The sequence below is a fragment of the Vibrio sp. D401a genome (genome assembly GCF_030248515.1).
GTDB lineage: Bacteria > Pseudomonadota > Gammaproteobacteria > Enterobacterales > Vibrionaceae > Vibrio > Vibrio rotiferianus.
The window spans coordinates 45,427-60,446 of sequence record NZ_JAHGAI010000008.1; the positions used below are offsets into that span (position 1 = coordinate 45,427).

11 protein-coding genes are annotated in these 15,020 nt (G+C 43.0%); 6 read left to right on the forward strand and 5 right to left on the reverse strand.

The window, feature by feature from the left end:
• Positions 1–5: 5 nt before the first annotated feature.
• On the reverse strand, positions 6–608 hold the full coding sequence (gene tesA / locus KIV41_RS04465; RefSeq protein ID WP_010451818.1) for a multifunctional acyl-CoA thioesterase I/protease I/lysophospholipase L1: 603 nt from the start codon (positions 606–608) through the stop codon (positions 6–8).
• Here tesA and KIV41_RS04470 point away from each other — a divergent pair.
• From KIV41_RS04470 to KIV41_RS04480, 3 genes are all read left to right on the forward strand, one after another.
• Positions 607–1,302, forward strand: coding sequence for an ABC transporter ATP-binding protein (locus KIV41_RS04470; protein ID WP_010451815.1), 696 nt, complete (start codon positions 607–609; stop codon positions 1,300–1,302). The genes tesA and KIV41_RS04470 overlap by 2 nt on opposite strands.
• A complete protein-coding gene (locus KIV41_RS04475) occupies positions 1,299–3,755 on the forward strand; it encodes an ABC transporter permease (RefSeq protein WP_285335774.1) in 2,457 nt (818 codons plus the stop codon). The genes KIV41_RS04470 and KIV41_RS04475 overlap by 4 nt, the downstream gene beginning before the upstream one ends.
• Before the next feature lie 354 nt (positions 3,756–4,109).
• Positions 4,110–5,543: an FAD-dependent oxidoreductase gene (locus KIV41_RS04480; RefSeq protein ID WP_285335775.1), complete on the forward strand. Its 1,434-nt coding sequence runs from the start codon at positions 4,110–4,112 to the stop codon at positions 5,541–5,543.
• Positions 5,544–5,577: 34 nt separating this feature from the next.
• Here the strand turns inward: KIV41_RS04480 and KIV41_RS04485 are convergent, their stop codons facing one another.
• The 3 genes from KIV41_RS04485 to KIV41_RS04495 are packed head-to-tail and all read right to left on the reverse strand — an operon-like array spanning position 5,578 to position 7,948.
• A complete protein-coding gene (locus KIV41_RS04485; RefSeq protein ID WP_252042763.1) occupies positions 5,578–6,513 on the reverse strand; it encodes a biotin-dependent carboxyltransferase family protein in 936 nt (311 codons plus the stop codon).
• Positions 6,510–7,193 carry an allophanate hydrolase subunit 1 gene (locus tag KIV41_RS04490; protein WP_252042761.1) on the reverse strand — a complete coding sequence of 228 codons (684 nt, stop codon included), beginning with the start codon at positions 7,191–7,193 and terminating at the stop codon, positions 6,510–6,512. The genes KIV41_RS04485 and KIV41_RS04490 overlap by 4 nt, the downstream gene beginning before the upstream one ends.
• Positions 7,193–7,948, reverse strand: a complete 756-nt coding sequence (locus KIV41_RS04495; RefSeq protein ID WP_029561102.1) for a 5-oxoprolinase subunit PxpA — start codon at positions 7,946–7,948, stop codon at positions 7,193–7,195. The genes KIV41_RS04490 and KIV41_RS04495 overlap by 1 nt, the downstream gene beginning before the upstream one ends.
• A 424-nt stretch (positions 7,949–8,372) precedes the next feature.
• On the opposite strand from KIV41_RS04495, the gene KIV41_RS04500 reads away from it, so the two are divergent.
• Together KIV41_RS04500 and galE are read left to right on the forward strand one after the other, a co-directional pair.
• Positions 8,373–10,334, forward strand: coding sequence for a diguanylate cyclase domain-containing protein (locus KIV41_RS04500; protein WP_285335777.1), 1,962 nt, complete (start codon positions 8,373–8,375; stop codon positions 10,332–10,334).
• 53 nt (positions 10,335–10,387) lie between these two features.
• Complete coding sequence (gene galE / locus KIV41_RS04505; RefSeq protein ID WP_252042757.1) at positions 10,388–11,404, forward strand: UDP-glucose 4-epimerase GalE; 1,017 nt, start codon at positions 10,388–10,390, stop codon at positions 11,402–11,404.
• 341 nt (positions 11,405–11,745) lie between these two features.
• Here the strand turns inward: galE and KIV41_RS04510 are convergent, their stop codons facing one another.
• On the reverse strand, positions 11,746–13,884 hold the full coding sequence (locus KIV41_RS04510) for a TonB-dependent hemoglobin/transferrin/lactoferrin family receptor (RefSeq protein WP_252042756.1): 2,139 nt from the start codon (positions 13,882–13,884) through the stop codon (positions 11,746–11,748).
• Positions 13,885–14,121: 237 nt separating this feature from the next.
• Between KIV41_RS04510 and KIV41_RS04515 the strand changes: the two genes are divergently transcribed.
• Positions 14,122–15,009, forward strand: a complete 888-nt coding sequence (locus tag KIV41_RS04515; protein ID WP_252042755.1) for a LysR family transcriptional regulator — start codon at positions 14,122–14,124, stop codon at positions 15,007–15,009.
• The last annotated feature ends 11 nt before the right edge of the window (positions 15,010–15,020 follow it).

The following is a 15,020-nucleotide window of genomic DNA, read 5'->3' on the forward strand; positions in this document are numbered from 1 at the left end:
TAAAATTAGAGATGTTTAACCAATTCTTGGGCAACGAAGTCCGCGATAAACGGTTGTGCCTCTGGTTTAGGGTGCAAGCCATCGTCCATCATCCATTCGGGTTTTACGATTATCTGCTCTAAGAAGAATGGCATCAAAGTGACTTGTTGGTGCTCAGCTAATTTCGGATAAATGTCATAGAACATATCGCTGTAGCGTTTACCGTAGTTGGGTGGAACACGGATTTGCATCATGATCACATTCGCACCAGAATCTTTGATCATGGTAATCATTTTCGATAAGTTTGACGTAATAAGTTTAGGTGGAAAACCACGAAGACCGTCGTTAGCACCGAGCTCAATGAGGACTAAATCGGGAGAATGTTGTTCAAGGAGGGATGGTAAACGAGCAAGGCCATTACCTGTAGTGTCTCCAGAGATACTGCCGTTTACAACTTTTACATCTTGACCATGTTCTAATAGCGCATCAGGAAGTAAGCTGGGCCAGCTCTCCTCGATTGGCATTTGATAACCAGCACTTAGGCTGTCTCCTAAAACAAGCAATTTTTCGCTTGCCTGAGTAGTCGCGGAAAGACAGAAAAAGAGAACTAAGGAAAGTATACGAATCATGCAAACACCTTTACTTAAAGCACCTATTGTTCAAGCTAATTTGGTTTCTAAACAAGTCTCTACTAATCACGAGCATTTAACAATCCTTAAAAATGTAAATGTTGATATTAGAAAAGGGGAAAAGATCGCCATTGTAGGCACCTCTGGGGCGGGTAAATCGACACTAATGACATTGCTTGCTGGATTGGATACACCAACCTCAGGTGAAATCACATTGCTCGGTCATGAGCTGTCAAAATTAGACGATGAAGCGCGTGCCAAAATTCGTGCAGACTCACTGGGTTTCGTTTTTCAAAGTTTCCTTCTAATCCCAAGTTTAAATGCGTTAAGAAACGTGACCCTACCTTGTCTTTTACGTGGCGAAGCTGAGAATGATGCAAGAGCGAAAGAGCTGCTCACTGCCGTGGGGCTTGAACAGCGCCTAACTCACTTGCCAAGTCAGTTATCCGGTGGCGAGCAACAACGTGTGGCGCTTGCACGTGCTTTCATGACTCAGCCAGAACTCTTATTTGCGGATGAACCGACTGGAAACCTTGACCACCAAACGGCAGAGAAAGTTATTGAGCTCCTCTTTGATTTGAATGAGCAACATGGCACGACCTTAATACTTGTAACGCACGATAGTCATTTAGCCAGCCGTTGTGACCGAGTTTATCGAATGGAAGCAGGAGAATTACAGGAGGAGACAATATGACCGTGATCTCTTCCAGAGAACAAGAGCAAACTCAAGCTAGCAATCATGTGAAACAATCACCAAACAAAAGCCTATTGCGCTGGAGCTTAAGTGAAATACGTCAAGGCAATCTGTGGCCGATCAGTGTTGCTCTGATTTTAGTGATTGCGAGTATTTTTGCGCTTTCTGCATTAGCTGAACGAATGGAGCAAGTGATTGTTAAGCAAGGTAAGGACGCTTTAACGGCAGACGCGGTGTTTGTATCTGCCAATCCAATCCCAGACACGTTACTAGCTGCTACTGATGAGATGCAACGATCTTCCATGACACGATTTGCTACCATGGCTTTTAGTAATTCGGGTATGCAGCTCATTAATGTTCGCGCGGTTGACGAGCAATACCCTTTGATGGGGGATTTAGTGCTCGACAACAACTCGTCAGGTCATATCAAAGAAAACCAACTGTGGTTAGATGAACGCATTATGGCGCAGTTGGATGTAGATAAGGGTGACATTGTCACAATAGGCGATGCCGATTTCACCGTTTCTGGTGCAGTCTTAATGGAACCCGGATTGAGCTTTAACCCTTTTCAACAAATGCCTTCCGCTTACATTCATAACAGTGACGTTGATAAGACAGGGGCTATTCAGGTGGGGAGTCGAGTGCAATATCGCTTATTCCTTAAAGGGGATGATGCGACACTAACACAACTGCAAGACAGTACTGAGCTTTCGCCAAGTGATCGTTGGCGTACGCAAGATACGGCAAGCCGAAGTAATGAAGTTTTTGAGCGCACGACTCAGTATCTTTCATTGACCGTGGCAATTGTCATCATCATGGCGGCGACAACGTTGGTTTTAACTTGCCAAAGCTACGTAAACAGTCGAACCCAAACTATCGCGATGCTGAAGAGTCTGGGTGCTAGTCGTCGTTGGATTGAAAAATGGTTGCTGATTCAAGTTACCATCTTGTTGGTTAGTGCGAGCATCGTAGGTTTGCTGCTTGGTAGCGGCTTGGAATATTTATTGAGAATTCCATTAAAAGATCTGCTGCCTAATCCACTACCAAGTTACGGCGTCACTCCAATTTTAATTTCAGTTGTATCTGCGGTTCTCATCACAGTGCCTGCTTTGGGTATTCCTCTACTTGGGTTGATTAAAACACCAGCCCTTGAAGTGCTTCAACAAAGTTCAGGTAAGCGTTCATGGAAACGTATGTGGTTGGTCCTAGTGCCGGTTGTACCATTACTTGTTCTTTACGCAAACAATACGTTGGTTTGGATTGTGCTTGCAGGCATCGCGGGACTGTTTGTTGTACTTGCTGCGGTGAGTGTTGCATTAACCAAATTATTTGCTCGCTTCTCAACTCGCCCAGCGATGAAACTCGCACTCAGTCGAATTAACCGTACGCCAGTGACGAGTGGTTTGCAGTTTGGTGCCTTATCACTTTCTCTCATGTTGCTTTCAATTATCTGGCTAGTTCGTAGTGACATTCTTGCCGATTGGGCGAGGACACTACCTGCGGATGCTCCTAATGTTTTTGCTTTGAACATTGCCGACTATGAGTTAGATAGCTATTTGGAAACATTAGATAATAACAACGTGACGCGGTCACAGGCTTTCCCGATCATTCGGGGTAGATTATCGGAAATTAATGACGTCAGCGTTAAAGAACTAAAATCAGAAGGTCAGGGCTCTGACGCGGTGAGTCGTGAACTCAATCTTACTTGGGGAGATTCTCTGCCAGAGTACAATGACATTCTTTCTGGAGAGTGGACCAACAAAGGCAGTGTATCGGTAGAAGCAGAAGTTGCCAGTGAGCTTGGCATTGAGTTGGGCGACAAATTACGATTTGTTATCAACAGTCAGAACTTCGATGCGACAGTAGACAGCATTCGTCATGTTGAATGGCGGGATATGAAACCGAACTTTTATTTCATATTCTCTTCAGACGTCATGGCCAGTTTGCCTGGCTCATACCTGATCAGTTATCGAATTAATGAGGATAACGAAGCGCTGTTAACATCGATGTCACGAGCGCACCCGACCGTGTCTGTGCTCGACATTCGTACGATGGGAAATAAAATTCAAGAATTGATCCAACAGATTGTATCAGCGATAACGATCCTAGCATTGTTAGGTGTTGTTTCGGGACTGTTATTGATATTCACGTTACTTCGATTGAGTCTATCTCAGCGTCAACAAGAGATCCGACTATACCGAACATTAGGATCAAGCAAGAAGCGTATCAATACGACACTGTGGGCTGAATATGGCATCATGGCGATAGTGGCGAGCGGGGTTGCCGTATTTGCGGCAGAAGCGTGTGTAGCAGCGGTAATGACCTATGGGTTTGAACTTAATGCACAGATCCACCCTGAATTGTGGATAGCTTTGCCATTTGTGACGTTTGTCGTACTTGCGCTGGTGGTCATGAGTCTGTTGAAAAGATTGTTAACGCCCGTAAACACTTAAATAGCCTCTATTTAACGACTGCGGGAGTACTCCATGACAGTTTTATTTTAGTTATCCACAAAAACAGTGGATAACTTTTGGGATAACTGAAGTCATAGTTATATGGGGTATTTCCGCAGGCTTTATGCCATGGGTGTTAGCGGAAAAATATTATTCACATAGGTGCAAAAACAGGGGTTCTCTACAATCTCGTCAAGCATTTTTTTTGGAATTTTTTTGCTTTCAAAAGTAACTTTTTACGTAAACCCTTAACAAACGCAAACCCATGAACTTTTTGTGATTTTAATCGTTCACAAACCCGAGTAGAATCCACCTTAAGTAAAGATTTGTTCTTATAAAGTTTTCAGTGAAGCAATGAAGTCTGAGTTTTCAAGCCGTAAAGATAAACACATCGCTATTGTTGGTGGAGGAGTAGCAGGCTCTACTGCTGCCATTCATTTTGCCGAACTAGGTTTTAAAGTGTCTGTGATTGAGAAAGGTGTCTCTTTGGTTAATGGCCCTCCGATTTGTCACTTACACGCGGGTGGTAACCTTTACCGAGAAATATCTGAGCAACAGTGCTTAGACCTGCTTACCCAATCTATTGATACGATTCGTCTGTATCCTCACTCATTGAACATCCGTCCAACCATTATTGCCGTTCCACATTCGGATGGTGGTGATCCAGCAGTCTTGTTACCGCGTTTAGACATCATTAAGCAAGCTTATCAAACTCTTGTATCGAAAGATGAGCGTAACCAAGTGCTAGGGAGGCCTGAAGAGTATTATAAGTTGTACTCAAAAGAAGCACTCTTGGAACTTGCAAAGCAGATTCAACCTAAACAACCTCAAAGTATTGATGAATGGTGTATTCCATTTGCTCAGCATGCAGATCTCGATACGCTAAAATATCCAGTCGTTGCCGTTCAAGAATATGGGTGGAGTGTATTCAGACTTGCTGCTGTGGCGAATATGACCCTAGAGCGACTTCCAAATGTTGATGTATTTGCGCAAGCAGAACTTAAGCAAACACATTGGAATGGTTCTGATTGGGAGCTGGCTTACCTTCAAGCTGATGAGCAAAAAACTCTGCGTTGTGATTACTTGGTTAATGCTTGTGGCTTTGAAACGGGGGCAGTAGACGATGCGATTGGTGTAAAGCGCGATCGACTTGTGGAGTTCAAAGCTGCTTACGTTACACGTTGGAATGAATGTTCTCAGCAATGGCCAGAAGTTATTTTTCATGGTCCTCGTGGTACCGATAAAGGTATGGCTCAATTAACGCCTTATGGCGATGGGTATTTTCAGCTACACGGCATGACCAAAGGCATTACATTGTTCGACGATGGTTTAGTCGAGAGTTCGACGGCATCGGCACAGCCTGAACTACCAACTCGTCTGTTGTCGAAAATTCGTAATGGTTGGCGACAAGAGGCTTTGGATGAACGTACCGATAACGCGATAAAGCACATGGCGCAGTTCATTCCGGAATTCCACGAAGCAGTTAAAGGTGGGAAGGCATTATTTGGTGCACAGCAAATCCCTGGGACAGACCCGGTGTTACGAGCGGCTGACGTCACGTTTGAAGATAAAAACTATGCTCGTATAGAAGTCGTGAAGGCATCATCGACATTACTTGCAGCACAAAAAATGGCACACTGTTGGTTCGGCATTGAACCTAATGACAATATAGAGCAACAACATCCCGCGACCGTTAGCTGGAGTGAAGATGAGGTGGAGAGATTCGCTGTCAACCTCACTCAAGAGCGAGGTTATCCAAAAGCATTGGCTGAGCGTTACGGATTGTAACGCTAACTCCCAACCATCAGCTTACTATATGGGCTCAATAGCCAAAAAACTGAGCCCATTGGCACCAAACATCTTGCAACCCTTGTCTATCTCCTTGTACGAAGCTAACGGATTGTCCTGGCTTAGCTTGGGCTAGGCGCGGTAAATCGATTCTTGCAACACAGCCAAACTTTGGATAACCGCCAATTGTCTGGTGATCATTAAGCAAAATAATTGGGTTGCCATCGTTAGGAATTTGAATTGAACCGAGTGCAATGCCTTCTGATAAAATGCCTTCATATGGGGGGGTGATCGTTTGACCTTCTAGCCGATATCCCATGCGATTAGAATTCGGTGAGATTTCAAAATGTCCAGAATAGAACTCGCTTACTGATTCTGGGGAAAAGTCATTATGCTGGTAGCCCTCAATGACTCGAAGCGTGATAGGGAGGTTATAATCCGGTTTGAAGCGAAAAGTCATTTGCCTAGATTTTCGAGTAGGGACGGGATGTGGCTTGAATCCTATGATATCACCAGCTTTTAACGCATCACCATTTCGCGCGATTCCGCCTAAAGACTCCCTTACCACAGTGGAAGTACTTCCTAAGTGTTTCTCGACTTCAAATCCGCCTTTAACTGCTAGATATGACCGTAGGCCGTTACGTGGCATACCGAACTTGAGTGTTTGCCCTTTTCTTAATGAAAAATCAGACCAATTGGAAATTGGCTTCCCATTTATGGAAGCGTTTAAATCACCACCACAAATCGCCAGATGGCAGTCTTCTAGCGCTTTAAAGCTGGCATTACCCAAGGTGATTTCAATGGTCGAGCAATTAACAGGGTTCTCTAAGAGGTGATTTGCCCAACTGTAAGCGTAGTCATCAACAGGACCACCTTGTGTGATACCAAGGTGTGCTAGCCCAAAACGACCAAAATCTTGAATCAAAGAGAGCGAGCCCGGTTTTTCAACGATTAAGCCAGTAAAACTCATAATTTGCCCCCTAAGTTGATGTACTCTTGTTTTGTTATTGAACCAAAGGTGACCTTGTCACCAACTTCGAAAGGAATAAACGGAGGTGTATCAGTGAATAATGAGATAGGCGTTCGGCCAATGATATTCCAGCCTCCCGGACTGTCTGATGGGTACACTGCCGTTTTACTGTCAGCTATAGCAACACTGCCTGCAGGGACACAAGTGCGCGGAGTTTTGTGCCTTGGCATCTGTAATGCTTTTGGTACGTCTGAAAGAAATGCAAAACCCGGAGCAAATCCGATCGCTGATACCGTAAAAACGGATTGGGTATGCAGTTCAATTATCTGCGCCAATGATATGCCAATATCCTTAAAGCGATCTAAATCAAGTGCGGTTTCGTCAGAGTAGTAAACTGGAATTGAAATATAGTTAGGTTGCTTATTGTCCATAGACTGCACATCAAAACGAGCGATGATGTGGTTTAGCTCTTGCAGGATTTGGGACTCATGAATTCTAAAGGGCAGGTAATCGATTAAAATGGTTCGGTGTGAAGGAACGACATTCATGACAATATGGCTAAGCTTATCTGTAATTTGATGTGCTAATTCACCAATGTGTTCAACCGTAATCTCTTCGTGAAAGCGAACTAAAATGCTGCACTCCGAGATGGGAGAGATAGAGAACTGCCCTTGATTCATTAATTTCCTCCGGTGTAGAGACTTTGTCGAATCTTTTGAATCAAAGCGATAGACTCGTCATTATCTCCATGGACGCAGATTGTATCTGCTTCTAATAGAATGTATTGCCCAGACGCGGTTTTGACTCGCCCTGATTCTGCAAGCATTTTGACTTGTTCTAGGATAGCGTGTTCACTGTTTAACACCGCATTAGGTTGCGCTCTTGGTGTTAACATTCCATCATCTTGGTAAAGACGGTCAGCAAACGCTTCAAATAATAAGGGGACGTCAAAGTCATCTGCTATTTCGAGATACTTTTCATTTTCTTGAGAGGCGAGAATCATCAATGGGACTTTAAATAGTGCTGCGGCTTTAACGACAGCAAGAAATACGCTGTCGCTCTGCATCATGTCATTGTATAGCGCACCATGGGGCTTTATATAGCCAATATCGGTGTATTGTGCCTTACACAGTGCCTGAAGTGCCCCAACTTGATAGATGACCATGTTAGTAATTTCTTCATCGGTCATACGCAAACTTCTTCTTCCAAATCCCTGTAAATCCGGGTAGCTAGGATGGGCTCCTATTTCAACATCATGTTGATTGGCAAGTTGAATAGTGTCATGCATGACACAGGGATCGGACGCATGAAATCCACAGGCAATATTTGCCATGTCAATATAGGGCATTGCCTGCTCATCAGCGCCCATTTTCCAAGCACCAAAGCTTTCACCCATATCACAATTTAAAGTCAGGTCTGCTTTATTCAAAGTAATGATTCTTCTAACTGTATGATTATATCCATGTGACTTCGAAGTGAAGCATTCAGTGTGCCTCCAGTGATTCAAGTTCAAGAACAACAACGCAGCGCAATCGCTATTGCCTACCAGTTGTTAATTGCTGAACTGAACCAAGTACCTCGATATCACGTGGGCATATATAAAAGTGCATGAAAATGGTTCCCGCTTCAGTGACGAGAATCATCATTCGTGCGTTTGGTTATAACGAAACGACAATTTTAGCATTAGCTTTATTTGAGATGACGCGAATTCTCAATAAATTAATAACTTAATACTGTATCTTTTTGCCTAATAAGGTTTATTAATTACGGTTCTATACTAACCTTTTCTTCTTAGATGTGAGATTATATGCATAGCTATATTAATCAGACTATGCACATAGATTGTGTCAGGAATTATTATGTCTGTTCGTACCAAATTACTTTGGCCTATTCTGCTTCTTGTTTTGTTCGCTTTCATTACATTGAAGGGGTATCACTCCTATAAGATCTATCAAGTAGAAAAGTCACAGTTGATAGAAAGCACTCAGGTGTTAATCAAGGGAATCTCACACGGTTTCGAAGCCCCTATACGCGAAAGAGACATAGTTGGAACTCAGTCTCTAATGAGTGCTTTCTTTGCTGAACCTTCGATCGTTCGTGTGAAGATACTTGATTCTGAACGATCATTGTTTGCAATGCTTGAGTCTGATACTGGTGTGGCACGGGTTCCTAATGACAGAGAAAAACAAGAGATCACTTCTATTGGTTACGCGTTCTCTCCTCAGTTCGTTTATGTCATGGAACCCATTCTTTCAAATGGAGAAGTCATCGCATTTGTGCGCGTGACCCTATCATCAGAAAGCTTAAAGCAGATAAAAAAATCACTCTTTAAAGACGCTTCACTCTTCGTATTACTCACTCTTGTCACTAGCTCTTTACTCGTGTACCTACTAAATAAAATCGTTGTCTCACCAATTAGTGCATTAAGTCATGCGATGAAAGACTTTGCGGAAGGAAGAGATTCAAAACCCTTTATTCCATTTGAATCTGCCGATGAGATTGGCGATTTAATCACGAGTTTTCAAACGATGGCCGCCAGATCTCGGCTAAAAGAAAGCCAGGCACAATTTACAATGCAGAAACTAGAGAAAGAAAGAGCGTTTCTAGAATCGATCATTAATGGTGTGCAATATTCGATAATCGTCACTGATAATGACGGACATATACATTATCAGAACCAACAGTCCCAGAAGTCGTTCAATACAGCGCCATCAAGTGAGGCTCCGAGCAATATCCTAGAGCTCGTTCGAACTCGTGAGCCACAGATTTTGGACAAAATAGTGAAGCTCTCATTAGAAAGAAGTCAGATCCATCTCAGTCAGATGGGAGAAGAAACACGTCAATTTAGTTTAACCAGTGTTCGTCTTACTGGCGTGAACAAAATGTTATTTGTCATTGAGGACATCACGAGAGTAGAGGAAGCACTAAGCAGGCAACGGATAGCCACGAGGGTGTTTGAAAATAGTGATGATGGACTATTGGTTCTGAATCAAGATGGCCTTATTACTATGGTCAATTCGGCCGTTACGTCATTATTTGGTAGTACTTCCGAGAAACTGACAGGCATGCCATTCTTCAAGTGTATAAAACTACGAGAGCTGCAAATCCGCATACCTAGCATCATAGAAAGTATCGAGCACTATGGTCAATGGCAAGGAGAGGTTGTTGAACTAAATCACCTCGGCAAGCTTATCCCACTATTTGTAAAGGTTAACCGCATATTCAAAGAAGGAAGAACAGATCAATACGACATTGTTATTTTGCTGACCGATCTTTCTGGTTCAAAAGAGATGGAGCGATTAGAGTACTTGGCTCATCATGACCCCCTTACTGGACTCGCTAACCGAGCGAAGTTTCATCAACAACTCGATGCATTGCTTGACCAATCAGGGTATTTAAGAGATGAGTTTGCTGTTCTTTATCTGGATTTGGATGGGTTTAAAGCAGTAAATGACACCTATGGTCATGATGCTGGTGATGAAGTCTTGTCTGTGATTTCGCGAAGGTTAAGTGGCTTAACCAGACATGACGATTTAGTTGCTCGCCTATCAGGAGACGAGTTTGTTTATTTAATGACCCCAACAAACCAAACTGAAGTGACGAGATTTGTCGAAAAAATAATTAAATGTGTCAGCCAACCAATAGAATATAAAGGAGCCCAACTCACGGTTGGTGTAAGTATTGGTGTCAAACTGGTAGGGCATAATGAAAAAGATGCATCTAGAGTCTTAAAAAATGCTGATAACGCGATGTACGAAGCTAAGAGAGCCGGTAAAGGGCAAGCAGTACTGATTGGTGCAGAGTTAGAAGGTACTGTTTAAAAAGACAAAAGAAATCTATAGACTAGCGAAAGTTGCGTCAGAAGGAACAAAAAATGAAAGTACTTGTTACGGGTGGTATGGGCTATATCGGCAGTCACACTTGTATTCAAATGATCGAAGCTGGTATGAGTCCGGTGATCTTCGATAACCTTTACAACAGTAAATCAACAGTGCTTGACCGCATTGAAAAGGTTTGTGGTGTGAGACCTGAATTCATTCAAGCAGACATTCGCGATAAAGCAGCGTTAGTAGACGCAATGACTACGCATCGTATCGAAGCTGTGATTCATTTTGCTGGCCTCAAAGCGGTTGGTGAATCAGTTGAAAAGCCGCTTGAGTACTACGACAATAACGTCAGTGGCACTCTTGTTCTTGTAGAAGCTATGCGTGAAGCCAACGTTAAATCGATCGTATTTAGCTCTTCAGCGACGGTTTATGGTGACCCTGCGACAGTGCCAATTACTGAAGACTTCCCAACCAGTGCGACAAACCCTTATGGTCGTAGCAAATTAATGGTCGAAGAATGTCTAACGGACTTCCAAAAAGCGAATCAAGATTGGAGTATTACGCTTCTACGCTACTTTAACCCTGTAGGTTCTCATCCGACGGGTGAACTTGGTGAAGATCCCCAGGGTATTCCTAACAATCTAATGCCTTTCGTTTCTCAAGTCGCAGTAGGTCGTCGTGAGTTCCTATCAGTATTCGGTAGCGATTACCCAACGAAAGATGGTACTGGCGTTCGTGATTACATCCATGTAATGGATCTTTCTGATGGTCACGTTGCTGCGCTAGAGAAAGTAGGCCGTAAAGCGGGACTTCATATCTACAACCTCGGTACAGGTAATGGATATAGTGTTTTAGAAATGGTTAAAGCATTCGAAAATGCATCAGGCAAAGATGTGCCGTTTAAGCTAGTAGAGCGCCGTCCAGGAGATATTGCAGAATGTTGGGCAGATCCTTCTAAAGCAGCGAACGAACTTGGTTGGAAAGCTGAACGTTCGTTAGAAGAAATGACCGGCGATACTTGGCGTTGGCAATCAAATAACCCTCAAGGCTACCCAGACGCTTAAAAGATTGAAGCTTACACTTTTTTAACATAAAGGCGCAACTCTGCGCCTTTTTTGATCTAAATCGGAAAAATTCGTAAATTTCTGGTTAAAAGCTAGCTAAGGTGAACAGAAGTGTTAAACTATGCGCGACTCTTAATTTAGAGCGTAAATTTTCTTAAGACTATCGGGGTAGTTAATGGAACTTGGTCTAATCATCGCATTCATTGTGGCAGCAGCAGTCATGGTGAAGAAAGAGATGGCAAAGCAGTAGTTTTTCATTTTTCATTCTTTTCTTAACATTTTTGAAATGAAAACGCGTAAAAAAAGCCAGCATTATGCTGGCTTTTTTGTTTTTGTAACACTTAGAATTCGTATTTCACACTAATGTTGTAGTTTCGCTCCGCTTGAGTGTTATCAGGGCTAAGCTCAGTCGCACCACGAACATCATTCCATAAATGGTACTCTTCGTTAGTCAAGTTCATCACACCAGCACGAACGGTTAGGTCTTTCATTGGTTTATAGTATGTAGTCAAGTCAACCACGGTTGCTGATGGAAGTTCCACTTGGTCGCTAGTTCCACCATTGTCACCGTCAGAGTTGATATCGCTGTTAGACTTCTTCGCCGTATAGTTGACTTTCAAGCTTGTGCCCCAAAGCATATTTGGCGAATCATAGTTGATTGCTGCAACTGCATTCCAAGGGTTGACACTGTTAAGTGGTTTGCCATCGCCGCTCTCACCATCTGTATACGCAGCTACAAAGCGAGTTGTCGTACCTTTCGGCAGATTTGCAATTTCGTGCCAATCGAGGCTATTTGATAGCTCAATGCCCTTAATCGTTGCTTCAGCAATATTGATGTTCGTAAACTCCAACATTCCACCATTATTTGTAGACGTTTGCTCAATGAAATCGCTGTAGTCGCTGTAGTATAGTGAGAACTCAGTCGCCGATGCTGAAGTGTTATGACGGTAACCCAATTCATATGACAAGCTCTTTTCAGATTCTAGATCCGGGTTAGGGCGATTGACGTAACCGTGTCCAGGGTTGTCATATGTGTAGTACAACTCATCAAATGATGGGGCGCGGAAGCCTTGGCTAATCTGCGCAAATACAGTACCTGGTTGGTTGACTTTGTAAGTCGCACCCAAACGACCAGTGAATGCAGAGTCACTGAATTTATTGAATGTTTCTTCGGACGTACTTGATGGATCTGTAGAGAAATAATCGTAACGAACACCAGGAGTGATGATTAACTTGTCGTTAAGCAGCGTGATTTCATCTTGCAAGAATAGGCCGAAGCTCTGCTCTTTGGCATCCGGAGTGTATACATAGATTTTATCCGGTGTACCTGGATCAGAGTTGAACTCTCGGTTTGTGTTGCTAATATCACTGTGCTTGTAAGACAAACCATAAACTAAGTAATGGTTTTGAATCTCTTTATCTAACTGAGTCTCGAATTCAATTTTGTCTTCGGTGTAATCGTAGTCTTTCTTCTGTTGATTATCTCCACTCGCTGGCACGTAAGGAGGAAAGCCCGGACTTGCCTCTTTAAAACGATTGGTGACACCATTTTCTTTTTTGCTCGTCCAAGTTAATTGAGAGGTAATGGTGTCAGACACTACGAAGTCGGTAAACCAAATATGCTTCAAGCCAAGACGGTTTTGCTTAGTCTGGTCTTCAGAATTGAAGTTTTTGTAGGACTGATGTGCAATGTCTGAGTCTGTTTGGTTATAGATGGCTTCACCTAAAAATTCCAAACGGTGGTCATCATTCAGTTGCGATTGAAGTTTAACCAACAAGTCATTCTTGTAGTAATCCTGACCGGTTACAGAGTAATTCTCATAAGGTGCTTTTGAAAAGTTTTGTAACTCAGAACCATCACGGCGAGTGTATGCGACCAATGCTTCAAGGTTATCGAATCGCTTGGCTACAGCGACATGCTCACTAAAAGAGTTATCTTCTGATGAATAAGAGAGCTTAGCCTGCCCACCGAAGTCTTTACCGTCTTTTAGAAAGTCACGCGGGTCTTTGGTTTCAAACGCGACAACACCACCGATAGCATCACTACCATGTAAACTAGAAGCTGCGCCCTTTACAATCTCAACGCTTTTTAGCATGTCAGGGTCAACAGTAACCGCGCTTGAGTTGATAAAAGAGTAAGGACCGCCGTCAAATGCACCTGGCTGAGATGCTCCGTCTACCAAGATCTTGACTCGTTTGCCTTCCATACCACGAATATTAATACTCTGAACCCCCTGACGTTGAGTACCATTGACTGTTACTCCAGGTGTATACTCGAATACGTCGCTGAGATCTTTCGCCATGCTTTCTTCGAGATCTTTCTCAGAAATAACGGCAACAGAAGCGGCTACTGTATCCATAGTTTGGTTGGTTCGAGTTGCAGACACGACGACTTCATTAAACGTCGATTGCTCTTCAGCGTATACCCCTTGAGATAGAGCGATTAGTATAGAGGCTGACAAAAGTGATTTCTTATACATTTGACTTAAATACCTTGATCCATAATAGGTAACAACAACGTGCGGTATCTTAGTTTATATAAATAATAATTACTATCATTACCATTGCGATTAACTCGTAGTTTTTGTCAGTGACCGTTTGCGTTATTCATAAGCTAGTCTTTAATTATCAATCTGTTATATTATTTTAAATCGTTTTTTAGAATTAGTTTTTAAATGACACTACTGTGATTTGAATCACATAAATAGGGAGCTATTGTGCAGAGCCCAATCACGTTAGAAGCACTTCATATCTTGGATGCTATTGATAGAAGAGGAAGTTTTGCGGCTGCCGCGAATGAGTTAGATCGCGCACCATCCTCTCTTAGTTACCAAATACAAAAGCTAGAACAAGACCTCGACATCATTATTTTCGATCGCTCGGGGCACAAAGCGCATTTCACGGATGCTGGTAAACTAATTTTGGAACGGGGAAGAGCGATTCTTCAGGCAAGCGAGAAACTTGTAAATGATGCGACTTTGCTTGCGAATGGCTGGGAGCTTGATATTACCGTCGCGTTCGATGGAATTATTCCGATTTCAAACTTCTTTTCTATGGTAGACGCTTTAGCCAACGTCAGTAGCACGAGAGTACGCCTACAAGAAGAAATTCTCGCAGGAAGTTGGGAGTCCTTGAATACAGGAAGAGCCGATTTACTGATTTGTCCAGCTCTAGATACACTGCCGCAAGATGTCAAAGCGGAGAAAATCGGTAAAATGAGCATGGTATGGGTGGCTGCGGCCGATCACTATGTTCATAAACGTAGTGGTGAATTCAATGATAGCGCCCGAGAAAAATATCGCGTTATTGCCATCGCTGACACAGCGAGAGAGCAGCCAGCCATGTCAATTAATGTCATGCAAAAGCAACCGAGACTCACAGTCACCAATTTCCCAGCTAAAGTTGAAGCACTAACTTCCGGGTTAGGTATCGGCACACTACCGAGTCAAATCGCACAACCTTTGCTTGATAGCGGTGTTCTAAAACGTATCGAAGGTACGGAGGAGCAGCCAATTGATATTATCTTAGCGTGGCGCAGGAATACGATGGGCGAAGCCAAATCTTGGTGTGTACAGTACTTGAAGAAAAACTGGAAACTCAAGTGACAATGTCACAT